18 protein-coding genes are annotated in these 23,775 nt (G+C 34.0%); 4 read left to right on the forward strand and 14 right to left on the reverse strand.

Annotated elements, in window-relative coordinates; translation table 11 throughout:
• Positions 1-80: 80 nt before the first annotated feature.
• From BMZ76_RS08385 to uvrA, 5 genes are all read right to left on the reverse strand, one after another.
• Positions 81-2,489 (reverse strand): alpha-ketoacid dehydrogenase subunit alpha/beta, encoded by a 2,409-nt coding sequence (locus tag BMZ76_RS08385; RefSeq protein WP_091204843.1) that lies wholly within the window; start codon positions 2,487-2,489, stop codon positions 81-83.
• Between the two features lie 186 nt (positions 2,490-2,675).
• Complete coding sequence (locus BMZ76_RS08390; RefSeq protein WP_091205036.1) at positions 2,676-5,423, reverse strand: gluzincin family metallopeptidase; 2,748 nt, start codon at positions 5,421-5,423, stop codon at positions 2,676-2,678.
• A 195-nt stretch (positions 5,424-5,618) separates the two neighbouring features.
• The gene (locus tag BMZ76_RS08395) at positions 5,619-6,347 is read right to left on the reverse strand and encodes an LOG family protein (RefSeq protein ID WP_091204846.1); all 729 of its coding nucleotides are present in this window, start codon (positions 6,345-6,347) and stop codon (positions 5,619-5,621) included.
• Positions 6,348-6,467: 120 nt separating this feature from the next.
• Positions 6,468-6,827, reverse strand: a complete 360-nt coding sequence (locus BMZ76_RS08400) for a cupin domain-containing protein (protein ID WP_091204848.1) — start codon at positions 6,825-6,827, stop codon at positions 6,468-6,470.
• Positions 6,828-6,863: 36 nt separating this feature from the next.
• Positions 6,864-9,695 carry an excinuclease ABC subunit UvrA gene (gene uvrA, locus BMZ76_RS08405; protein WP_091204851.1) on the reverse strand — a complete coding sequence of 944 codons (2,832 nt, stop codon included), beginning with the start codon at positions 9,693-9,695 and terminating at the stop codon, positions 6,864-6,866.
• A gap of 144 nt (positions 9,696-9,839) precedes the next feature.
• On the opposite strand from uvrA, the gene BMZ76_RS08410 reads away from it, so the two are divergent.
• Complete coding sequence (locus BMZ76_RS08410; protein ID WP_091205038.1) at positions 9,840-10,760, forward strand: ketopantoate reductase family protein; 921 nt, start codon at positions 9,840-9,842, stop codon at positions 10,758-10,760.
• Between the two features lie 12 nt (positions 10,761-10,772).
• On the opposite strand, the gene BMZ76_RS08415 is transcribed toward BMZ76_RS08410, so the two are convergent.
• The gene (locus BMZ76_RS08415; protein WP_091204854.1) at positions 10,773-11,462 is read right to left on the reverse strand and encodes a response regulator transcription factor; all 690 of its coding nucleotides are present in this window, start codon (positions 11,460-11,462) and stop codon (positions 10,773-10,775) included.
• A 10-nt stretch (positions 11,463-11,472) separates the two neighbouring features.
• Positions 11,473-12,831 (reverse strand): sensor histidine kinase, encoded by a 1,359-nt coding sequence (locus tag BMZ76_RS08420; protein ID WP_091204856.1) that lies wholly within the window; start codon positions 12,829-12,831, stop codon positions 11,473-11,475.
• A gap of 149 nt (positions 12,832-12,980) precedes the next feature.
• Here BMZ76_RS08420 and BMZ76_RS08425 point away from each other — a divergent pair, with 149 nt between their 5' ends.
• Positions 12,981-15,083: an outer membrane beta-barrel family protein gene (locus BMZ76_RS08425; RefSeq protein ID WP_091204859.1), complete on the forward strand. Its 2,103-nt coding sequence runs from the start codon at positions 12,981-12,983 to the stop codon at positions 15,081-15,083.
• 64 nt (positions 15,084-15,147) lie between these two features.
• Here the strand turns inward: BMZ76_RS08425 and BMZ76_RS08430 are convergent, their stop codons facing one another.
• Complete coding sequence (locus tag BMZ76_RS08430; protein WP_091204860.1) at positions 15,148-15,744, reverse strand: RsmD family RNA methyltransferase; 597 nt, start codon at positions 15,742-15,744, stop codon at positions 15,148-15,150.
• Complete coding sequence (locus BMZ76_RS08435; protein ID WP_091204861.1) at positions 15,741-16,547, reverse strand: DUF3822 family protein; 807 nt, start codon at positions 16,545-16,547, stop codon at positions 15,741-15,743. Before BMZ76_RS08435 ends, BMZ76_RS08430 begins: the two co-directional genes overlap by 4 nt.
• Before the next feature lie 222 nt (positions 16,548-16,769).
• Between BMZ76_RS08435 and BMZ76_RS08440 the strand changes: the two genes are divergently transcribed.
• Together BMZ76_RS08440 and BMZ76_RS08445 are read left to right on the forward strand one after the other, a co-directional pair.
• Entirely contained in the window at positions 16,770-18,191 is a 1,422-nt protein-coding gene (locus BMZ76_RS08440; RefSeq protein ID WP_091204863.1) for an ATP-dependent DNA helicase, read from the forward strand.
• Between the two features lie 168 nt (positions 18,192-18,359).
• Positions 18,360-18,599: a transposase gene (locus BMZ76_RS08445; protein WP_091204866.1), complete on the forward strand. Its 240-nt coding sequence runs from the start codon at positions 18,360-18,362 to the stop codon at positions 18,597-18,599.
• Positions 18,600-18,681: 82 nt separating this feature from the next.
• On the opposite strand, the gene pgl is transcribed toward BMZ76_RS08445, so the two are convergent.
• The 5 genes from pgl to hxlB all read right to left on the reverse strand — a co-directional run bounded on the left by pgl (position 18,682) and on the right by hxlB (position 23,668).
• Positions 18,682-19,395, reverse strand: coding sequence for a 6-phosphogluconolactonase (gene pgl, locus BMZ76_RS08450; protein WP_091204868.1), 714 nt, complete (start codon positions 19,393-19,395; stop codon positions 18,682-18,684).
• Complete coding sequence (gene zwf, locus BMZ76_RS08455; RefSeq protein ID WP_091204870.1) at positions 19,379-20,923, reverse strand: glucose-6-phosphate dehydrogenase; 1,545 nt, start codon at positions 20,921-20,923, stop codon at positions 19,379-19,381. Before zwf ends, pgl begins: the two co-directional genes overlap by 17 nt.
• A 17-nt stretch (positions 20,924-20,940) precedes the next feature.
• Positions 20,941-22,347: an NADP-dependent phosphogluconate dehydrogenase gene (gene gndA, locus BMZ76_RS08460; RefSeq protein WP_091204873.1), complete on the reverse strand. Its 1,407-nt coding sequence runs from the start codon at positions 22,345-22,347 to the stop codon at positions 20,941-20,943.
• 72 nt (positions 22,348-22,419) lie between these two features.
• On the reverse strand, positions 22,420-23,061 hold the full coding sequence (gene hxlA, locus BMZ76_RS08465) for a 3-hexulose-6-phosphate synthase (RefSeq protein WP_091204874.1): 642 nt from the start codon (positions 23,059-23,061) through the stop codon (positions 22,420-22,422).
• Between the two features lie 40 nt (positions 23,062-23,101).
• Positions 23,102-23,668: a 6-phospho-3-hexuloisomerase gene (gene hxlB / locus BMZ76_RS08470; protein ID WP_091204877.1), complete on the reverse strand. Its 567-nt coding sequence runs from the start codon at positions 23,666-23,668 to the stop codon at positions 23,102-23,104.
• Positions 23,669-23,775: the final 107 nt, after the last annotated feature.

The following is a 23,775-nucleotide window of genomic DNA, read 5'->3' on the forward strand; positions in this document are numbered from 1 at the left end:
TTATTTGTGTAAGTGAATTAGAAGTACAAAAAAATCCTAACCGTTACCGATTAGGATTTATAACTTGCAAAACATTTATTTTAATATAAACTTGGATATTTTGATGGATTTACTTCATTCATCATTTCGTATACTTTCTCAAAAATATCTTCAGCAGAAGGTTTAGAAAAATAATCTCCGTCTGTACCGTAAGCCGGTCGGTGTGCTTTTGCTGTCAAGGTTTGTGGCTTGCTGTCTAAATGATGATAAGCATCTTGTTGCTCAATTATTTGTTGTAAAATATAAGCCGAAGCGCCACCAGGGACATCTTCATCAATTACTAACAGACGATTTGTTTTAGAAATACTTTTTACAATATCTTGATTAACATCAAATGGAAGTAATGATTGTAAATCGATAATTTCACAATCAATTCCCACTTCAAGCAATTCTTTTGCCGCTTGCTGTATCAATCGTAAAGTTGAACCATAAGAAACTAATGTAATATCAGATCCTTGTTTAAGCGTTTCCACCACCCCGATTGGAGTTTTAAATTCGCCATAATTCATCGGCATTTTTTCTTTCAATCGATAGCCATTCAAACATTCGATTACTAAAGCAGGTTCGTCACATTCGAGCAAACTGTTATAAAAACCAGCTGCTTGTGTCATATTTCTTGGAACCAAAACGTGAATTCCTCTGATGGCATTTATAATCATTCCCATAGGAGAACCTGAGTGCCAGATGCCTTCTAAACGGTGGCCACGAGTACGTATAATAAGAGGTGCTTTTTGTTTGCCCACTGTTCTGTATCTCAAGGTTGCCAAGTCATCACTCATGATTTGGATAGCATACAATAAATAATCTAGATATTGAATTTCGGCAATGGGACGTAAGCCTCTTAACGCCATTCCAATTCCTTGTCCTAATATAGTTGCTTCACGAATTCCAACATCGGCAACGCGTAACTCTCCGTATTTTTCCTGCATTCCTTCTAAACCTTGATTCACATCCCCAATGGCTCCGGCATCTTCACCAAAAATTAATGTTTCAGGGTATTTTGTAAAAATGGCATCAAAATTATCACGCAGAATCATTCGGCCATCCGTGTCTTCTTTTGCATCTTCATCGTAAATTGGCAATACTTCTTTAACAGAAAAAACATTTAAATCAGTTTCAGAAAATAAATTACTGCTAAAATTCTTTTGAGTTTTAGCGATGTATGCTGTAATCCACTGCGAAAGTTCTTCTTTACCAGTTTCATTTTGAATTAAACGCAATACTTTGCGGGCAGTAACCAAAATTTCTTTTTTCAAAGGAGATTTGATTTCGCTTAAATCAGCAATGAATTTTAATATTGTTGCTTTATTTGAACTGGAATCAGCAATTTTTTGCAATAAAGCAACCAGTTCTTTTTGCTCTTCAACAATAGGTTCTATGAAGGCATTCCAAGCAGCTTTTTTGCCTTCTAAAACGTCTTTTTTTGCTTGTGCATCAATAGCTTCGATTTCTTCTGGTGATGCAATATTAATGGCAATCATCCATAATTTCATTTGACGAATACAATCAAAATCTCGTTCCCAAGCCAATCGATCCGCGTTTTTGTATCTTTCGTGAGAACCGGAACTGGAATGTCCTTGTGGTTGTGTCAATTCATTTACGTGAATTAAAACAGGAACGTGATTTTCTCTGGCAATAGTTGCGGCTTTTTCATACGTGGCAATTAAGTCCGCATAATCCCAACCTTTTACTCTTAGAATTTCAAAACCATTTGTATTGTGTTCTCTTTGATATCCTTTTAATATTTCTGATATGTTTTCTTTTGTTGTTTGGTGTCTGGCATGAACAGAAATTCCGTATTCATCATCCCAAACGCTCATTACCATTGGTACTTGTAAAACACCTGCAGCATTTATGGTTTCAAAAAACAAGCCTTCAGATGTACTTGCGTTTCCAATAGTTCCCCACGCAATTTCATTTCCTTCAACAGAAAAATTAGAAGAATTTGGTATTCCTGAAACTTGTCTGTATATTTTTGATGCCTGGGCAAGACCTAGTAATCTTGGCATTTGTCCCGCTGTAGGAGAAATATCAGCACTTGAATTTTTTTGTTTTGTTAAATTTTTCCAAGAACCATCTTTGTTTAAACTATGAGTGGCAAAGTGACCGCCCATTTGTCTTCCTCCTGACATCGGATCTTGTTCAATATCAGTATGTCCGTATAATCCGGCAAAGAATTGTTGAATAGTAAGTTCACCAATGGCCATCATAAAAGTTTGATCGCGATAATATCCGGAACGGAAATCACCGTTTTGAAACACTTTTGCCATAGCAAGTTGCGGTACTTCTTTTCCATCACCAAAAATACCAAACTTGGCTTTTCCAGTTAATACTTCCTTGCGTCCTAACAGGCTGCACTCTCGGCTTATCATGGCTGTTGTATAGTCCTTTAAAACTTCGATTTTGAAATCTTCAAACGTCAATGTAGTATTGGTTTTTTCTTTTATCATAATTGAAAAGTGTAACTTTAAATGCCAAATTTACTTAAAAACAACCTATTTTCATAATACATTGAAAAAAATAGAATTTAATTTTTGCAATTTATTCTAATAAAAAGAACTTTATTTTTTCACTATATGTAATTTTATACATTAATATCTAAGAATACTTTAATAAATATTGATAATAACATTGAATTAGAACCATTTTCGATTAAAAAGATTGATTAATGTTTTAGGCGAAAAAGTTACAATAAAACGTATTTTTTCATTGTAATTATCTTGGGTAATTTCCCATCCATTGTTAGAATAGACTGGAAAATACAATTCAAAATAGTCTGTAACCAGATTTAGGCGAATTCCACTGTCGTAAACAAATCGCTGTTTCACGTCTTTATTTTTGATGAAACCAATATCGCCATAGACCTCAATCCAGTTCCAGATACTATAACTCGCATTGAAGGTGGTAATCCATCGATTGGCAAAAGGAGTAGCAATTTTGGACTTAAAACCGCCTTCTGCCAATACATATTGTTGACTAAAAAGTCCCGTGCTTTCTGATCTTCCAAAATAATTATAATCAAAAAGGTAATCCGTGGGTCTGTCCAATGCGAAACTGAAAAAATCCGATTGCGTTTTATTATACAAAAAACTCCCTGCGTAAAAGCGAAGATTAATTTGGCGGTTATCTTCAAATAGTTTTCGATATTCAATTTCACCCGTAATTTTCCCAAATTTTCCCGAAATTTGTAAATCGGACGTAAAATTAAAATGATTCGTAACCTCCGTTTTTGTATTGATGTATCTCGCATCAAATACCGAATAATTTTCTGGCGAGTTGTCAAGAACCAAAGCGCTTTTTTCCTTATTTACAATCACTTGTCGGAATAAGAAAAGTTGTTTCCTATTATCTCTGAAATTTGGCTCCCTAATTCGTAATTGTATGGCCGGATTCAATCTAAAATAGGAGGCATCTTCGGCATAATTAAAATAGGAGCCGCTTATAGAATATCGGGCATTATAAAGATTGCTTTTTCTAAAATTTTGATTGACTACGAAAACGGCTGAACCGGATAAATTATTCGATTTGGTAGAGTAGGACGGATTGACATCAAAAATAAAAGGCTTTTCAAGAATGGTTTTATTGTGGAGTCGCAGTCCGGGAGTCAGACCGTCGTACAAGTTGTAATAAATGGATGGAACGTACAGGATTTGATTGTAATACGGGTCTTCCAAGTCTTTCATGAATACAAATTTAACCGGACGATTATTAGGGAAAAAACCTTCTAATTTCTTCCAGTTATTTCTTAAGTTGTACTCTGGAACTTCATTTTTTAGATTTAAAATAATCTTATCAATACTGTTTCTGGGAATTGTAAATGTGCTGTCGCATTCTTCAATATCCAGCCATTGTTTAAAAACGATTGCTCCTTTTTTTGTGCCATAAACCGGAATAGGAATTGGCGCTCCTGTTCGGTTTTTAACTGAAAAAGTAATGCTGTCTTCGGTTTTTGTAACGCTCGAAAATTTATAATCAATAATGTCTCTGGAATCAATAATGGTTTTAAAAAACCAACTAATATCTTTGGTGGTTTTTGATTTTAATACAGTTTCAAAATCAGATCTCGATACTTGTGCGTGCTTATTTTTTTGATAAAATTCCTGTATACTGGTAGTTACAGCATCGTTTTGTAAATAATCATCCAGAAACCGAATGCTTAATCCTGCTCGGTATTTACTGGCAATTTGTTCGTTGAACTTGATTAAAGTATTCTTTGGAGCTCCTAATCGCTGGTCCAGATTTTTTCGTGCCATCAGCATGTAAAAATAGCTGTACTGACCGTTAAAATCAATATTGGTCAGATTGAAACTTTTAAGCAATCGGATGTTGGAGGCACTTCCCATCATTTTAGTTTTGGGGTGATTTTCATCGATATATTTCATCATCGCATAGACTTGAATTCCATCGTAAATCCAATTGTCTTTTCTCGGATACAGATGCAAACTCGTCTTTAGATATTCGTTTAAATAGGTTTTCAAAAACTTAATTTCAAAAATGAATTTGTCCGGAAACGGACTTATAAATGATGGAAGTTGATTCAATCCATAAAAAGGATTTTTTTCATAATCCGTCTGGGAAACTACAATTTTTTCATACGGATATTTCCCAATCAAATTATTGGCGTAATTTACAATTCTGTCAATTATAATTGCTTTTTCAATGTTGTCTACTTTTTTGTTTTTCAAGTCAGTCAGTACTTCAACTGAACTGTTTCTGTAACTCTCAAAATTAGATTTAGGTTCAATAATCAGACTAAAATCAGTTCTTTTATTTCCCGATAATCTGTAATGTAAAAAGTCATCTTTTCCAGTTGTTTTAACGCTGTTTAAATCTGATGTTGCTTCTAAAGTTCCCGGAAGTGTGAGGTCAATTTCGTAATCAGAAACAGCATTTGCAATATCCTCCAGATTATTATTACTATTTTTTATAAAAGTATGGTTTTCATACCTTGCAGGAGTTAGGTACCAGTTTTTAAGATTAAAACTACCGTTGTTATTGTAACCGTGTTTTGTAAATTTATCGCTTGGAATTTTTGAGATGTACGAAAGATGCAAAGTAATTTTCTGATTTGGAAGTAATTGCTCCTTTAATTGTACCACAATATAATCAGGATTTTTATCTGGTCGTTGCCAAGATAAAAACTGCTGAGAAGTATCGTTTATAATCAAATTTATTGTGCTGCCGCGTTCTTCTTCTTTGGCCAAATGAAAACCCCTGTAAAATTCGTCCGAAAATCGTTTGGCAAGCGGTGTGTTTTTATTGGAAAAAGCATGATTCCAATCATTCAAAACGATCGAAGTCAACGTATCATCAGACTGATTTATAAAAATAATTTTCTGTTGTATAGCCAATGTTTTATTATCAGCATGAAGCGCCGCAGTCATCTTGTTTTGATGTTGAGCATATTGATGCGCTGATGTTAATAAAACAAAGAAATAAATCGTTACTTTAAGGTATGATTTCAAGATTCGGTATTAATTTATTAAAAAAATAAATATACTTATAATTAGATATAATTGTTCTAATGTCCCTTAAAATTAAGCAAAAAAAGAAACTGTTTTTAAGGCAGTTTCATTTTTTTAAAAGTTTGGTGATAAATCGTATTTCTTATAAAAGGCATTGAGGACATCAACCACTTCATCTTCAGTGTCTACAATTTTAAATAAATTTAAATCTTGAGCACTTACGGTACACGCTTTTTCTACTAATACTGTTTTAATCCAATCAATTAATCCCGACCAAAAACTGGTACCAACAAGAATAATTGGGAACTTTGCTATTTTTTTCGTCTGAATCAAAGTTATCGCTTCAAATAATTCATCCATCGTTCCAAAACCTCCCGGCATCACAACGAAGCCTTGTGAATATTTGACAAACATCACTTTTCGAACAAAGAAATAATCAAAATTCAGATTTTTATCGCTGTCTATATATGGGTTAAAATGTTGCTCAAAAGGCAATTCAATATTCAATCCTACTGATGTTCCTCCGCCCAGATGTGCGCCTTTATTTCCGGCTTCCATAATTCCGGGACCACCGCCAGTAATCACGCCATAACCGGCTTTACTGATTTTGTATGCAATTTTTTCTGCCAATAAATAATTAGCATCTTCGGGCTTCGTTCTTGCGGAACCAAAAATAGATACACAAGGACCAATGCGTCCCATACTTTCATAACCGTTTACAAATTCGGCCATAATTTTAAAAATCGCCCAACTATCATTGGTTCTTATTTCGTTCCAGGTTTTTCTTTTTAGACGATCTTGGATTACTTTATCTTCGTCATTATCAAAATCTTCTAATCTCATATTCAAAAATATAATTTAATTTCTGTTTTTTTAGGAGCTATTTCCTGCTATCCTTTTCAATCTTTATTGTTTTAAAGAAAAACAATAAAGGATTTCCATTCCTATCAGGGCTAGGTAAATTTAATACGTTTGTTCTTCAATTGATTTTGTTATTTTAGAGATAACTTTACCGGTATGTTCAGTAGTTTTTGATTCTACGAGCATAATTAAGCATTCGTCAGTTGACGAAATTCTGTGGTTTATACCTTTTTTAACCACAAATAAATCTCCTTTTTTCATAGAGAATTTGGTCTCGTTTTCAATTTCCATTAAAAGTTCTCCTTCTACAATGTAAAATAATTCATCTTCATTTTCGTGATTATGCCATGGCAGATCTTGGCCTTTAATTTTAGCCACCTTGATAAATTGATCATTAACTTCGCCAATTATTTTAGGTGAAAAGTAGTTTTCTACACCGCTGAACGCTTCTTTTAAATTCATAATTTCCCGAAATTATTTTTTTAGTTTTTATTAATACTAAAGTAATTCTTTTTTTAAAAATTGCGCCGTATAGCTTTTCTTATTTTTTATAATTTCCTCAGGAGTTCCTTTGGCAATTAGTTGTCCGCCGCCTTTCCCACCTTCAGGACCAATATCAATAATGTAATCTGCCAGTTTGATCACATCCATATTATGTTCGATAATCAAAATCGTATTGCCTTTGTCAACCAGTTTATTAATCACTTCCATCAACACTCTGATGTCGTCAAAATGCAGTCCGGTTGTAGGTTCATCCAGAATATAAAACGTGTTTCCGGTATCTTTTTTGGATAATTCTCCAGCTAGTTTAATGCGTTGTGCTTCACCACCGGAAAGAGTCGTGCTTTGTTGCCCAAGCGTAATATAGCCCAAACCAACATCCTGAATGGTTTTTACCTTTCTATAAATCTTCGGAATCATTTCAAAAAATGGAACCGCTTCATCAACCGTCATATTCAACACATCCGAAATTGATTTCCCTTTGTATCGAATCTCCAATGTTTCTCTATTAAAACGCTTCCCTTGACAGGTCTCACATTCCACATATACATCGGGTAAAAAGTTCATTTCAATCGTTCGCACGCCAGAACCTTCGCAGGTTTCGCAACGTCCGCCCTTTACATTAAAACTAAATCGTCCCGCTTTATATCCCCGAATCATACTTTCAGAAGTCATCGTAAACAGGTTTCTGATTTCGGTAAAAACTTCCGTGTAAGTTGCCGGATTACTTCGTGGTGTTCTACCAATCGGGCTTTGGTCAATATCAATCACTTTATCGATATGTTCTAATCCTTCAATTTTTTTATACGGTTGCGGTTTTTTGACACCGTTAAAATAATACGCGTTCAAAATAGGGTAGAGCGTTTCATTAATCAAAGTTGATTTTCCACTTCCGGAAACTCCAGTTACACAAATCATTTTGCCCAAAGGCAATTCTATCGAAACATTTTTTAGATTGTTTCCAGTTGCTCCGGTCAGTTTTAGGAATTTTCCATTTCCTTCTCTACGTTTTGCAGGAACTTCGATTTTCATTTCGCCATTCATGTACATCGCTGTAATAGTATGATGCTTCAGGATTTCAGCAGGTGTTCCTTTACTTATGATTTCACCGCCATATTTTCCTGCTTTTGGTCCAATATCAATCACATAATCCGCACGTTGAATCATGTCTTTATCGTGTTCCACTACAATTACGGAATTTCCAATATCACGTAATTGTTCCAGCGAATGAATTAGTTTTTCGTTGTCTCTTTGGTGTAAACCAATACTTGGTTCATCCAGAATATACAAAACACCAACTAACTGAGAACCAATTTGAGTAGCCAATCGGATACGTTGCGCTTCACCACCTGAAAGTGATTTGGAGCTTCGGCTCAAAGCCAAATAATCCAAACCTACATTCATCAAAAAGTTTAATCGGTCCTTAATCTCTTTGATCACTTCGGTAGCGATACGCTTTTGTTTATCAGATAAATGGTTGTCTAAATCATTAAACCAAATAGTCAAATCCGAAATGTCCATATCGCACAATTCAGTAATGTTTTTTTTATTAATTTTAAAGAATTGTGCTTCTTTTTTCAAACGGGAACCTTTACAAACCGGACATTTTATTTCGTCCATAAATTCTTTAGCCCAACGCTTTATGCTTGTTGAACCGCTTTCGTCATGTTGATTTTTGATGAAATGCGAAATGCCTTCAAAATCAATTTTATATTCGCGTGCAACTCCTAAATCTTTGGAGTTTATGGTGAATTTTTCCTTTCCGCCATTCAAAATCATTTCCATCGCTTCCTCAGAAATGGTGTTAACTGCATCCGTCAATTTGAAACCAAATTTTTCACCAATAATTTCCAATTGCTTGAAAATCCAAGACGATTTATATTCGCCTAAAGGAGCAAAACCCCCTGCTTTTATTGATAATTTTGGATTTGGAATAATCTTTTTTGGGTTTATTTCATTTACCGTTCCCAAGCCGTTGCAATGATCACAAGCACCTTTTGGTGAGTTGAAAGAAAATAAATTGGGTTCCGGATTCTGGTATGAGATTCCGGTGGTTGGACACATCAAATTTCTGCTAAAAAAACGAACTTCATTTGAGTCTTGGTCTAAAACCATCAATACATTTTCGCCGTGGTGCATAGCTGTATTGATACTTTCTGTCAAACGTTTTTCGTTATCAGGAGTGTCTTCAATAACCATTCGATCCACAACAATTTCGATGTCGTGGGTTTTATAACGGTCTAATTTCATTCCCAAAGTAATATCCAACACATCACCGTTTACACGAACTTTAAGGAAACCTTGCTTGGCAATTTGTTGAAAAAGTTCCGCATAATGTCCTTTTCGAGCACGTATAACAGGCGCTAGAATATTGATTCGTTTGCCGGTGAAATCTTGAATTATCAAATACTTGATTTGCTCATCACTATAACTCACCATTTTCTCGCCTGTATTATAGCTATACGCATCGGCACCACGGGCGTACAACAAACGCAGGAAATCATAAATTTCAGTAATCGTTCCTACAGTAGAACGCGGACTTTTACTGGTGGTTTTTTGTTCGATGGCAATCACAGGGGAAAGTCCATCAATTTTATCTACATCGGGACGTTCCAAGCCACCAAGAAACTGTCTGGCATAAGCCGAAAAAGTTTCTACATAACGGCGTTGCCCTTCAGCATAAATTGTATCAAAAGCTAAGGAGGATTTTCCTGAACCTGAGAGCCCAGTAATTACAACCAGTTTTTCGCGTGGAATGGAAACATCTATATTTTTTAAGTTGTGCACGCGAGCGCCTTGAACTTCAATGGTATTGTCTTTGTCTAACATAATTTTGCAAAAAAGCAAAGTTACCATTTTGATTTATTCTTTCCGTACAACAGTTTAGAAGTTTATGTTAAAGATTTTGGTACTTTTGATATAATTTTGAAAAATATTCAAGACATTAACAACAAAGTATTACACTTTATTTTTATGAAAACAAGAATAGGTATTTTAGGATTGGGTGGAGTAGGTGGTTATTTTGGAGGACTATTGGCCAAAGCTTATTTTGAATCAGATGCAATCGAAATTGTATTTATTGCTCGCGGCGAAACTCAAAAAACAATAGTTCGTAACGGGTTAAAAATTATTGATGACACTTATGAAATGATTGTTTTTCCTAGATTGGTTTCGAATAATCCAGATGAAATTGGGAAACTCGATTGTCTTATTTGTGCCACTAAAACCTATGATATCGAAACCAGTTTGGGATCTATAAAAAAATGCATTTCGGCAACGACCATAATTCTACCTCTATATAATGGTGTAGATGCTACCGAACGCATACAAACATTATTTCCTGAAAATACGATTTTGCAAGGTTGTGTATATATCGTTTCGATGATTGAATCGCCGGGAATTATCAAGAAAATTGGTTCTTACGAAAAACTATTCTTTGGTTCTACAACAGCACCAATCTCCAAACTGAAGGAATTACAATCTATTTTTGAAAATGCCAATATCGAAAGTTTTCTTGTAGAAAATATTGAAGAAACGGTTTGGGAAAAATTCATTTTTATTTCAGCTTTGGCTTCAGCAACTTCGTATTTGAACCAAAATATTGGTGGAATTTTAAATAATCGTGAAAATAAGGCAGTTTATATTTCATTGTTAAATGAGATCACCGCTGTCGCTTTAGCAAAAGGGATAACGCTGTCCAATAATATTGTGGCTCAAACGATTATCAAACTTGAAAAATCGCCACAAAACAGTACATCATCTATGCACAGAGATTTATTAGCTGGACATAAAACAGAATTGAATTCGCTAACAGAATATGTGGTAAAAGAAGGACTGAAATTTGGTGTTGCTACACCAGTCTATCAAATGATATTAGAAAAGTTGTTTAGATAAATTGTGTGTAGTTTAATTTATTATCTTAAATTCCAATCCAATATTACGGACGCTTTCAATATTAATTCGCGAATCATCTTTGAAATATTTTCGGATTTTACTGATATAAACATCCATACTTCTTCCAGAGAAAAAATCATCAGTACCCCAAATTGCTTTTAAGATTTGTTCTCTTTTTATCATTTGGTTTTTATGATTATAAAAAAAATGAATAAGAGATGCTTCCTTCTCTGTGAGCTGCTGTATTTTGGAATTGCTTTTTAGACATAAACGTTTAGTATCGAATAAATAAGATCCAATTTGTAATTCATCAATTTCTGACGATAAAGATTGTTTTTGTCGACTTCTTTTCAAAATATTGTTCAGGCGTAAAACGAGTTCTTCTACCTCAAAAGGTTTTACGATATAATCATCGGCACCCAATTTTAATCCAATGATTTTGTCTTCTTTTAACTTTCTTGCCGTCAAGAAAACGAAAGGAATTTCGGGATTGATTGTAATGATTTTTTCTGCGAGCGTGAATCCATCCATTTTTGGCATCATGACATCAAAAACACAAATATCGAAGGTTGCAGATTGGAAAACAGTTAACGCTTCTTCTCCGTTTTCTGCCCAAGTCACATCATAATCATACAATTCTATATATTGTTTGAGAACGCTTGCAAAATCAAAATCATCTTCGGCTAAAAGTACTTTTTTCAATGGGAAATTATTAAACTTGAAACATAATTGTAAATACAGATCCTTTTCCTAAATCACTCATAACAGCAATCGAGCCTTGGTGTGCTTTTATGATTTGATTTACATAATAAAGGCCTAATCCTAGTCCTTTTGTATTATGTAAATTGCCTTGCTCGACTCTGTAAAATTTATCAAATAGTAATGAATGTTTATTTTTTGAAATCCCAATTCCATTGTCTTTAATGCTAATGCGAAATTGATTTTGGACTAATGCAGTTTTGATTGTAATAGTTGTGCTGCCATATTTTACGGCATTTTCGAGCACGTTTTGAATAGCGGTTGTCAAATGAAACTGGTCTAATAACAAAGTGGTTTTTGCAGTATTGAAATCTGTTATGATGTAAGTTTTTGGATTTGAAATTTTAAAATCCCCAATAATTGCATTCAAAAAAGTCTCCAAATCAATTTTTTCTTTTTGTAACTCAATTTCATGTTCACCCAATGAATTTGCCATTACTTGGTCAATCAAATTATGCAAACGATTATGTTGTCGTGAAATGGTATGGAGAACACTGTTAAATTGCGCGTCATTTTCCCGAATGTCTTTTCGCTCCAATATTTTAGTGGAAATACCTAATGTTGTCAAAGGGGTTATGAGTTCGTGAGTGATATTATTGATAAAATCAGTTTTTACGTCACTTACTTTTTTTTGTTTAATTAGTGCTTTAATGGCAATTACAAAAAGTGTTATTAATGTCAGAATCGAAAACAGTGATAAGATCAAAATCATTCTCATTCTTTTTAGAATTATAGTTTCCCAATCGATTACTGAGACATACATAGAATCTTCGGTAAGCAATTTATAATCCTGATTTAAGGAAGAACCGCTCGTTGTTCCAACATAATTCCGAACTAAAAAAGCATTGTCCAAAGAGGCTAAATCTCCGTAAAGTTTGTTTTTTATAAAAGGTTTTTCTGAAAATATGGTATCTGCTTTTTTCAGGCTGTTATAAATGACAAATTTGTTAAGAACAATTGCAAAATTAATAGTGAGATTAGGTATTTCCCTTTCGAATTTAAGTTGCAATTTTCGAGTTAATTCGCTTCTATATTGGTTTTGGAACAGAGCACTTTTAATATAAAATTTAGTTTTTTTATCCAGAATATAATTATTGGCTAATTGTTTATAAAGCAATTCTTTTTTGTTGACAAAAGCCGAATCAATATCACTATAACCATTTGTAATATTACCAATCTCCTCTTTAATTTCCGAGTGAAACTGGGCTACTTTATAATTGTAAGTCGTTTTTACCAAATAGCATTGCACAACCGACAAGGTTATCAAAGCGATAACCGAAAGTGCAATTAATAAATTGATTTTTTGTTTCATTTATGGAAAAATAGAATTCAAAAATAAGTATTTTATTATTCAATTTTTGCATTAACTGTGCATTAACCTTCAATTAACTTATACTACGAATATTTAGAAGCATTTTTGTAGCAAACTAAACCAAAAATCTTTCTAAACCAAAAATCTACATGCCTTTAAAATTCATTTTATTCATTATCTTATTCTTTGTTTCACTATTTGGTTTTTCTCAAAATGAAACTTCAAAAGACAGTATTTCTGATAAATTAAATGAAGTTGTTATTTCCCAAAATAAAAAATCATTTTCTAATCAAAATGGAAATATCAAACTCGATGTTGCCAATTCGATTTACAATTCTATTCCGAATACTTTAGATTTGTTGGCAAAATTGCCTGCGGTTCAAATTTCTTCAGATAGAGAAAAAATAACAATTATCGGAAAAGGAAATCCCTTGATCTATATTGACAATCAAAAAGTTGGAATGAATGATTTGAATGCTTTGGCTGTAGCCGATATAAAAAGCATCGAAATCGTCAAGAATCCATCTGCTAAATATGAAGCCGAAGGACGTGCTGTGATTTTGATTATGCGAAAATTTAGTAAAAAAGATAGCTTTCAAACTTCGATTACAGAAGTTGCTTCCTTCAAAAAAGACTATAATAATTACCTTGGATTCAATTCTAATTTCAAGAAAAACAAAATTGAATGGAAAGCCAATTTCAATTATAATAAGCTTCAGCCTTGGGAAAGTCATCGTATTGATTATCAAATTCCAGATGCTAATATTGTTTCCAATTATGACGTTTCCGCTTTTACAAAAAGAAAACAATTTATTTTTGGAGGTGGTTTTTTTTACAAAATAAACGAAGTTGATTATGTGTCGTTTAATGTAAATAGTAAGTTGCAAAATGATTTTTTTGATATCAATACAGCAACCTACAATAAAAATGCGAACATAAAAAATAACGTTTTAACTTTTAGTGATAATGATAGTAAAAAGAATTTTATGAACTCTTTTTTGAATTATATTAGGAAAATTAAGTCAATTGATACGCAGGTTTTTGCAGGTGTTCAATATTCTATTTTTGATCAGAATGAATCTAGTTTAGTGCAAAATAATTATAACGATACCGAATTTCAATTGACGCAAGATCGTAATCAGAAGTTTAATGTTGACGTATTTTCTGGAAGAATTGATTTAGAAAAAAAGTTCAAAAATGATATGAAATTAGAAATTGGCGGATTATATTCTACTGCAACTTCAAAATCTGATTTAGATTTTTTAAATTATGAAACAAATAAAACTACAACGAATCATTATGATTTTAAAGAACAAAATTCAGCGTGGTACAGTCAGTTTTCTGGAGAAATTAAAAAAGTAAATTTCTCAGTTGGATTGCGAGTTGAAAATACCAAAGTAAATGGAAAATTCATTTCTGATGAAGAGCCTTTAGTCAATAAAAATTACAACAATTTATTTCCGAAAGTACAGCTTACTTTCCCGATAGATACTCTAAAAACTATTAGTTTAAATTATGCAACAAGTATTTCGAGGCCCAATTACTCGTCATTAAGTCAAGGATCAACGTACATCAATCCGTATTTTTTATATGCTCGAAATATTAATTTGGACCCAACTATCAACAACGAAATTTCATCCACTTTTCAATTAAATGATAAAACAATTAAATTGAGTTATTATCAAAATAACAATCCTGTTTACGGTAGTTTTTCGTATGATAACCAGCAAAACATAATGACTTTTAAAGAAATAAATTTTGATAAAGAGTCTGGATTTAATCTGGAATTGACTGCTCCTTTTAAGTATAGAAATTGGAGTTCCACTAATTCTTTAAGTTGCATATGGAATAAAATAGAAGATGATTCCGCGCTATTTAGAGCGTCAAAACCATATTTGTATTACTATTCGAATAATGAATTTAAGCTTCCCAAAGGCTATACAATTTTGTTAACAGGTTGGGGATTAACCGGACAAAAAGAAGGTGTCTTTGAAAGAAATGCTAAATTTATTATGGATTTTGCAATTTCAAAAACGTTTTTCACCAACTGGAATTGCACATTAAGTTACAATGATATTTTTAGAAATATGATCTATGAAGAGAATTTCACGATAAACAATATTAGTTCAAAAGCTAATTATTTGGTTGATTCCCATGAATTTTCAATAACTATTAAATACTCATTTGGTAAAATAAAATCGACAGAGTTTAAAGAGAAAAGCATTGATGATAATTCGAATAGAATCCGATAATTTCATATACAAACAGAGTCCTTGTAATTACAAGGACTCTGTTTGTTATAATTCATTTTATAAATTATTCTTCTTCACCATCGTTTTGGTTCGATTCATTTTGAGAATCTTCTTTATCACCAGAAACTATTTCGAAAAAACTAAAAATAGAACCGCCATAACTTTTTTCGAATGAAAAGTGAATCATGTGATCCAGTTTAGTATATTTTGAATGCTCGATTACCATCATTCCTTCTTCATTTAGCAATTCTTTTTCGAAAACTAACAAGATAATTTTCTCAAAAGTTTTTTGATCCAAGGCATACGGCGGATCTGCAAAAATAATATCATAAGACGTTTTACATCGTTCTAAATACGTGAAAACATCACTTTTTGTGGCCGCAATATTAAAATCATATTCGGCTGCAACTTGTTTGATAAATTTTACACAACCAAAATCGCCATCAACAGAAGTAATCGGTGTGCTTCCGCGAGAAGCAAATTCGTAACTGATATTTCCGGTTCCGGCAAATAAATCTAATATTTTAAGTCCTTCAAAACTGAAATGGTTGTTCAAAACATTAAATAATGCCTCTTTGGACATGTCAGTTGTGGGACGAACGGGAAGTCCTTTTGGTGGAAAAATGCGTCTTCCTTTGTATTTTCCTGAAATGATTCTCATGAGTTGAAAAGTATAAAATGATTTCTGTTTTCGGCCTCAGAAAAATAATTGTTCCATCGCAAATCTTCCACATCGATAAGGGAAACGTTGCGAATGTATTTGTAAGTGATTTTAAAATAATCACTTTCGGCATCGATATTTCCGATTAGTTCCAGTGGGAAGTTTTCTGGATTTAAGTTCAATTGTTCGGCAGTAAATAATATGTAATACAAGAAATCTTCCGGCGTACTGTAATCAAATGAATTGAATAGGAGAAGTTTTTGGTTTTGAACTACAATGATTTCAAAATGACCAGTGTTAATATGGACAAACATTTTTTTCTCATCCTTATTTTTGGAAGCAACCAATAATTTGGAAACCAAAATGCTATTGGCATGTTTATAATCAAAAGCACCAAATTGGTCAATAAAAAAATTATTGATATTCACGTACGGAATATAAACCGCATTCATTTGATAGTTTGGAATTTCATCAAAAGCGAAAAAATCGGTTTCAAAAACCTTGGTATTGTATTGCAAATAGCTGCCTAAAAAGTTTTCGTCAAATAGCGGTTGCGGAACAAAAGTTGAAAGATTATTATTGTGAATTACCAGAATCTCATCATAGGAATCGTTTAATTCCGGATGATCTCGAAAAGCATTGGCAAACAAATTTTCAATTTTTGTGGATTTATGAAACGTATCAAAATGCACTTCGTTGAATGAAGTTACCGTGTTATTTAGCGTGTCAAAACAACAAAAAGAAAGTCCCGTCAAGGAAACTTGAATGGAGAGTTTTTTATATTTTTTTTCGGCTATGTTCATAATACTAATGCTTTTTTCAACAGTGCAAACTTACAAATTTAAAAATCAATAACAATTGCAATGGCAAAATTCAATTACAAAATTCAATTGCAATGACAGTTGCAATATCAACGACATTGGCAATGACAATAGCAAAATTCACTGGCAGTAATTGAAAATTGAAATTGCTATTGACATTGAAATTGAAAAAACATTCTTTACTTTGCAGTCAAATAACACGAAATGAATTCCTCCCTGTTTTATAGTCTTTTACAAAAAAAGTTCCCTTTTCAACCCACGTATAAACAGGATATTTTTTTTCAAAAAATAGCAATTTTTTTAACCGAAACCGATAATAGAACCATTTTTGTTTTAAAAGGATATGCGGGAACGGGAAAAACAACCGTGATTTCTACGATTGTAAATAGTTTATTGGACATCAATAAAAAATATGTTTTATTAGCGCCTACAGGTCGTGCAGCAAAAGTAATTGCTAATTATTCGAACAAGCCTGCTTTTACAATTCATAAAAAAATCTATTTTCCCAAGAAATCTTCCGGTGGTGGCGTTTCGTTTACATTGCAGCAAAACAAACATAAGAATACAATATTTATCGTCGACGAAGCATCTATGATTTCAGATACTAATTCGGATTCGAAGCTTTATGAAAACGGTTCTTTACTAGATGATTTGATTTCGTATGTGTATTCGGGAACTAATTGCAAAATGATTTTATTGGGAGATACCGCTCAATTGCCGCCGGTAAATTTGGATATTAGTCCCGCATTGGACATTCGTACTTTGGGAATGAATTATGATAAGGAAATTGAGCATATAGAGTTGGATGAAGTGATGCGTCAAGAAGAAAATTCCGGAATTTTGCATAATGCTACCGAGCTTCGGGAATTATTAAAAGATTCCTTCATAGATGAATTCAAATTTGATGTCAAGAAATTTAAAGATATTGTTCGATTGACCGATGGGTATGATATTCAGGATGCTATCAATTCCGCCTACAGCAATTATAGTATAGAAGATACGGCTTTTATTGTTCGTTCCAATAAAAGAGCGAATCAATATAATGAGCAAATCAGAACCAAAATCCTCGATAAAGAAAGCGAACTTTCCACAGGCGATTTCTTGATGGTGGTAAAGAATAATTATTTCTGGTTGAAAGATTCTGATGAAGCCGGTTTTATTGCCAATGGTGATATTATTGAAATATTGGAAATTTTCAATATCAAAGAATTGTATGGCTTTAAGTTTGCCAAAGTAAAAATACGAATGATTGATTACCCTAATCAGATTCCATTTGAAACAGTATTATTATTGGATACCATAAAAAGCGAATCTCCATCGTTGACCTATGAAGAATCAAACAGATTGTATCAGGAGGTCTTAAAAGATTATGAAGGCGAAACCAAATATAATCAGTTCCAAAAAGTAAAAGCCAACGAATATTTCAATGGCCTGCAAGTGAAATTCTCGTATGCAATTACGTGTCATAAATCACAAGGCGGTCAATGGAATACAGTTTTTATTGAACAACCTTATTTGCCCGATGGAATCAATAGAGATTATATTCGGTGGTTGTATACCGCAATGACCCGAGCCAAAAATAAATTATATTTGATCGGTTTTAAGGATGAGAATTTTGTCGAGTAAAATAAAATTCCTTTTCCCGAAGAGATACAAATTACCCTCGCATCTTTCAATGATTTAACTGTATTGATAGAAATATGGTCAACTTAAGAAAACAGATTCTTTTTTGATGATAAAATTTATCAAAACAAAGCGTTTTTCTCTCATTTTGAGAAAGAAAAAAACTCTGTAATGATGACTCCTGTTAAAGCAGTTAAAGGAGAATGTCAAGAAATTAAAAACAGAAATAAAGCTCCAAACGACTTGTATTGGACAGCAGTGTCGAGAATTAGACAGCCTATAGAATCTCTTTTTAATTGGTTGATTGAAAAAACAAATATTCAAAGAGCATGTAAAGTCAGATCCACTAAAGGATTGTTACGACATCTGTTTGGCAAGATTGCAACTGCCTTTACAAACTTAATATTTTAAACCTTTATTCACGTAATTAAGTTAATTACAAATATATTGGTTAGCTAAATGTGCAGTTTTTGTTTGCATTTCCAAATTATCTTTATCTATTTATTGCAGCCTGATCAGTCAAGAATAACAATTTTCCGTCGAAGGGTTTAATGAGTTGCGTAGGGTATTTTTCGGGATTATAATCGCCATATAAAACTTCGTTTAATGCATGCGCTTTACTTTCTCCAAAAGTTATTACCACAATTTCCTTCGCTCTATTAATAAAAGGCGCTGTTAGGGTTATTCGATACATACTTTGTGACTCAAGATAATAGGCCGATACCCATTTATTATTTTCATGCAATACGGCTTCACCTGGAAAAAGTGAAGCGGTATGGCCATCATCGCCCATTCCTAATAAAATCATGTCAAATTGTCCATGCTCTCCTGTAAGACTTTTGATCAATTTTTCATATTCGAAAGCATATTCCTCCGGTGAAAAACCTTCCTTATACATTGGAAATAGGTTGCTTTTTGGTATGCCAACATGATTTAACAGGTAGTCGGATGACATTTTCGCGTTGCTGCGTTCATCATCAAGCGGCACCCAGCGTTCGTCACCCCAAAAAATAAAAACATTTTCCCAATCTATTTTGGCCTTGTACTGGGGTGTTGCTAAAAGCTTGTAGATCGATACAGGAGATGAACCGCCGGTAAGCGCTACCAAAAAGCGGCCCCGTTTCTGTATTGCATTTTTTGCCGCAGCTACAAATATATTGGCTGCGTAAGGTGTTATTTCTTCTTTACTACTAAAAATACTTACCATCTGCTACTTCTTTTTCTTCTAATTCTACGTCATTTAGTGAGTTTGATGCCCATTCATGTCCCTGGCGGGCAAGTAATTTATTTGCTTCTTCAGGACCCCAGCCCCCGGCTTCATATTTATACAAACTTGAAAACTTATCGTTTTCCCAAGCTTCCTGAATGGTTGTTACTACATCCCATGCTTCTTCAACCTGATCTGAACGCATGAATAAAGTTGGGTCTCCCAGCAAAGCATCCAATACTAATGTTTCATAAGCTTCAGGTGATTGAGTGGAACATGAAAAATAATCAAAAACCATCTCTGCAGGTTTTAACGAAAGTGACAGGCCAGGTTTTTTTGTCATAAACTGCAGCCTAATATCCATTGCAGGTTGAATATTTATAATTAAACGGTTTGGCATCATACCTTCTTTACCAAAAGAAAAAGTAGAATGGGGTACAGGCTTAAATTGTATAACGATCGAAGATTGTTTTTCCTTCATTCTTTTGCCTGTTCGAACGTAAAAAGGAACACCTTGCCAACGCCAGTTGTCAAGATAAAATTTCATGGCTACAAATGTTTCTGTGTTAGAATTGGCTACAACTCCCTTTTCTTGCAAATATCCGGATACTGGTTTTCCTTTTATTGATGCTTTATCATATTGACCTCTTACTGTGTAATGTTTTACTTCTTCGGGAGTTATACGTCGTATCGCTTTTAAAACGTCAGCTTTACGGTTTCTGATTTCATCTGCTTGCAATGATGTGGGAGCTTCCATCGCTACCATTGTTAAAATTTGCATTAGGTGATTTTGTATCATATCGCGAAGTGCACCGGCATCTTCATAAAACCCGCCACGATCTTCAACACCAACTTCTTCTGCAACAGTAATTTGGACAGAATCAATAAAGTTTCGGTTCCAAAGAGGCTCAAACATCGAGTTTCCAAAGCGGAAAGCTAAGATATTTTGCACTGTTTCTTTGCCCAAATAATGGTCTATTCGGTATATCTGTTCTTCTTTAAAAGTTTGTGACAGTAGCTCATTTAGCAGCATTGCAGAACTTTTATTGTATCCAAAAGGTTTTTCAATAATAATACGGTCCTGTGCAGGATTAGCAGCAAGATCCATTTTCTTTATATTGTTTGTGATTGTTTCAATGAAAGATGGCGCTATTGACAAGTAAAAAAGTCTGTTGGCACGCTCCCCAAAAGACAAATCTATAGCGTCCAACTTTTGTTTCATTATTTGATATGATTCTTCGTGATCTATATCATTTTGCAAATAATTGATATGAGAAGCAAATTGTTGGTAGGCTTCTGTTGAAGCTATTTTATTTCTGGAAAACGCTATCAGGTTCTCGCTTACATGGTTTCTATATAATGCATCGCTTCTCTCTGCTCTTCCTAGCGCTAAAATTTTAAACTTTTCCGGCATGCGACCATCAAGGTAAAGATTATAAAAAGCCGGAAAAAGCTTTCTTTTTGCTAAGTCGCCCGTTGCCCCAAAAACAACAATGATGGTGGGCTTTATAGTATTGACATTATTCATTTTGTTCCATTTAAAATTTAGTCATTCCACTCTGTGTGAAATATACCGTTCGTATCAATACGTTCATAAGTATGTGCCCCGAAGTAGTCACGCTGCGCCTGTATAAGGCTGGTAGGAAGTTTTTCGGATCGGTAAGCATCAAAATAAGCTAAGGAATTCATTAAACCAGCAATGGGTATCCCCTTTTGAACTGCGAATTGTACCGTAGACCTAATACTGGATTGATTCTCGTTTATGGCCTTCGCGATAGTATCATCGAGCAGTATGTTTTTTAGTTCACCATTTTTGGCGTAAGCCTGGCGGAAATCCTCAAGCACTACAGAGCGAATAATACATCCACCGCGCCAAATCTTAGCGATGGTCTCAAGGTTCAGGTCATAATTATACTCTTGTGAAGCTTTAGTTAATAATGCTAATCCTTGTGCATAGGTTATTAATATAGAAAAATGTAGAGCTCCTTTTAGTGCTTCTATAGCCGAAGGCAGATCAGTGTTACCTTGTTCTGCATTCCAAACTAATTTCGCGGAAGCCTCAATTCTTTCCGGTTTGTTTTTCGACATATTACGCATTGCAACCGCAGCGTCTATGGTGGGCAACGGTACTTCTAAGTCCATCCCATTTTGAGAAGTCCATTTTCCGGTTCCTTTAGATTTTGCCCAATCCGATATTACATTTATAAGCTTTTGGCCGTCGGTATCTGTTTTCTTTAAAATATGGCCTATAATTTCAATCAAGTAGGATTGAAGTTCGGTGTCATTCCAGTCTTCAAATACTTTTTGAATTGTAGAATCGTCTAATCCGTAGCCGCGTTTCATAAGATCGTAAACCTCTGAAATAAGCTGCATAATACCGTATTCAATTCCGTTATGAGCCATTTTTACGTAGTTACCCGCAGATCCGTTGCCTAAATATTCTACGCACGGTTCGCCATCCACTTTAGCTGCTATCGATTCAAAAATAGGTCTTAGTCTTTCATAGGCTTCTTTATTACCGCCGGGCATAAGGCTCGGGCCAAATCGCGCTCCTTTTTCACCACCGGAGATACCCATTCCAAAAAAGTGAATTCCTTTGGCTGATAATTCTGTAAATCTACGGTCGGTATCCGTAAAATAGGTATTTCCACCATCGATAATAATGTCTCCTTTATCTAGGTGGGGCAATAGGCTTTGAATGACAGTATCTACAGGCTTTCCTGCAGGTACTAATATCATAATAGCTCTTGGTTGTTTAAGAAGTTCTAAAAACTCTTTTACTTCTGTTGTGGCTTTAATTTGGTGTTGGGGATTAGCTTCCTGTGTTAGGGATAACACTTTTTCCGTATCCAAATCCAAGCCTGCCACAGCATGTTTTTGGTCGGCCATATTTAACAGCAGATTACGACCCATGACCCCTAGACCAACTATACCAAAATCGAATGTTTTCATAACTAGTATCTAAATTTATTATTGCAAAAAAAGGCTGGAATTTATAAATAAATCCCAGCCTTCATCCATTAATTACGCTACAGTTACACTGTTTATAGCATCTTTTAATGCTTTAGCAGCAGCAGCTGGGTCTTCAGCACCATAAATGGCACCCCCTGCAACAGCTACATCAGCACCAGCAGCTACAACATCTTTGATTGTATCGATGTTTACGCCACCTGCAACAGAAAAGGGAACTTTTGCTAGTCTTCCTTCACTGATTAGTGTTTGTACAGAGTATCCAGCTAATGTTTGTTCGTCAAGACCAGCATGTAACTCTACAAAAGCAACTCCAAATGCAGTTACTTCTTGAGCTCTTTCTACTCTGTTTTTAACTCCAATAGTATCAACTACTACCTTTTTACCGTGTTTTTTCGCAGCTTCTACAGCTCCTTGTATGGTAGCATTATCTACAGCACCCATAACTGTTACTAAATCTGCACCTGCTAAAAATGCGATCTCAGCTTCTAGGAAACCAGTATCTGCGATTTTCATGTCTGCAAAAATTAATTTGTCAGGAAAAGCTGTTTTCATTGCAGTAACAACTTTTAGACCTTCCGATTTAATTAGCGGTGTACCTAATTCTATAATATCTACGTAAGGTGCTACTTTGTGTGCCAATTCTAATGCTGCTTCTGTAGTAAGTAAATCAATTGCGACTTGTAATTTTGTCATGTCTAAATTTATAAAAAAAATTAATAATATAAAAAAATCGTTATTCCAGGTTAGCGTGTTTGGGCCATAGCGCTTCTTTAGTCAAACCTGATTCTTGCCATAAGGTCATAAAAACACCTTCCAAGATAAATAATGTAAATTGTTCAAAAAGGCTGCCTGCATATTGCTTAGAAACGGAAACACCGAAGTCTGTTTTTGTTGCTGCGTTTATTAGTATGATACTGTCTGCCAATTTTGCTAATTTACTTTCTGCAGCAGCAGTAATAGCAATAACTTTAGCTTGTTGACTTTTAGCTTTCTCAGCCGATGAAAGTACTGAAGAAGTAGTTCCAGAACCCGATGCAAGAAGTAACAAATCTCCTTTCAGAATAGCAGGTGTATTCGTTTCTCCAACAATGAATACAGTATACCCTAAATGCATAAACCGCATGGCCGCCATTTTTAATGCAAGTCCGCTCCTCCCAGCAGCCATAACAAAAATTCGTTTGGCTACTTTTATTTCGTGAACCAAAACCTTTAGCTGTTGAGGATTCACCTGATTTGCTAATTGTATATTTTCCTCTAGAATAGCAAGCAAATTATTGTTTGTCAAGGTATTTGTGTTCATATTGTTTTATTTTTAAATAAGGCCGTCCGCTCATTATATCAGTCAAATTATTACAGCATTAAGAGTGGGTAATTTTGAGTGGTATTTTTTGCAGTAACTATTTAGTA

The sequence above is a fragment of the Flavobacterium xueshanense genome (assembly GCF_900112975.1).
GTDB classification, from domain to species: Bacteria; Bacteroidota; Bacteroidia; order Flavobacteriales; family Flavobacteriaceae; genus Flavobacterium; species Flavobacterium xueshanense.

What these genes read in the sequence shown, in the direction of transcription:
- BMZ76_RS08385 (WP_091204843.1), bottom strand. Translation starts at nt 2,489, where the DNA reads ATGATAAAAGAAAAAACCAATACTACATTGACGTTTGAAGATTTCAAA.
- BMZ76_RS08390 (WP_091205036.1), bottom strand. Translation starts at nt 5,423, where the DNA reads ATGACTGCGGCGCTTCATGCTGATAATAAAACATTGGCTATACAACAG.
- BMZ76_RS08395 (WP_091204846.1), bottom strand. Translation starts at nt 6,347, where the DNA reads ATGAGATTAGAAGATTTTGATAATGACGAAGATAAAGTAATCCAAGAT.
- BMZ76_RS08400 (WP_091204848.1), bottom strand. Translation starts at nt 6,827, where the DNA reads ATGAATTTAAAAGAAGCGTTCAGCGGTGTAGAAAACTACTTTTCACCT.
- uvrA (WP_091204851.1), bottom strand. Translation starts at nt 9,695, where the DNA reads ATGTTAGACAAAGACAATACCATTGAAGTTCAAGGCGCTCGCGTGCAC.
- BMZ76_RS08410 (WP_091205038.1), top strand. Translation starts at nt 9,840, where the DNA reads ATGAAAACAAGAATAGGTATTTTAGGATTGGGTGGAGTAGGTGGTTAT.
- BMZ76_RS08420 (WP_091204856.1), bottom strand. Translation starts at nt 12,831, where the DNA reads ATGAAACAAAAAATCAATTTATTAATTGCACTTTCGGTTATCGCTTTG.
- BMZ76_RS08425 (WP_091204859.1), top strand. Translation starts at nt 12,981, where the DNA reads ATGCCTTTAAAATTCATTTTATTCATTATCTTATTCTTTGTTTCACTA.
- BMZ76_RS08430 (WP_091204860.1), bottom strand. Translation starts at nt 15,744, where the DNA reads ATGAGAATCATTTCAGGAAAATACAAAGGAAGACGCATTTTTCCACCA.
- BMZ76_RS08435 (WP_091204861.1), bottom strand. Translation starts at nt 16,547, where the DNA reads ATGAACATAGCCGAAAAAAAATATAAAAAACTCTCCATTCAAGTTTCC.
- BMZ76_RS08440 (WP_091204863.1), top strand. Translation starts at nt 16,770, where the DNA reads ATGAATTCCTCCCTGTTTTATAGTCTTTTACAAAAAAAGTTCCCTTTT.
- BMZ76_RS08445 (WP_091204866.1), top strand. Translation starts at nt 18,360, where the DNA reads ATGATGACTCCTGTTAAAGCAGTTAAAGGAGAATGTCAAGAAATTAAA.
- pgl (WP_091204868.1), bottom strand. Translation starts at nt 19,395, where the DNA reads ATGGTAAGTATTTTTAGTAGTAAAGAAGAAATAACACCTTACGCAGCC.
- zwf (WP_091204870.1), bottom strand. Translation starts at nt 20,923, where the DNA reads ATGAATAATGTCAATACTATAAAGCCCACCATCATTGTTGTTTTTGGG.
- gndA (WP_091204873.1), bottom strand. Translation starts at nt 22,347, where the DNA reads ATGAAAACATTCGATTTTGGTATAGTTGGTCTAGGGGTCATGGGTCGT.
- hxlA (WP_091204874.1), bottom strand. Translation starts at nt 23,061, where the DNA reads ATGACAAAATTACAAGTCGCAATTGATTTACTTACTACAGAAGCAGCA.
- hxlB (WP_091204877.1), bottom strand. Translation starts at nt 23,668, where the DNA reads ATGAACACAAATACCTTGACAAACAATAATTTGCTTGCTATTCTAGAG.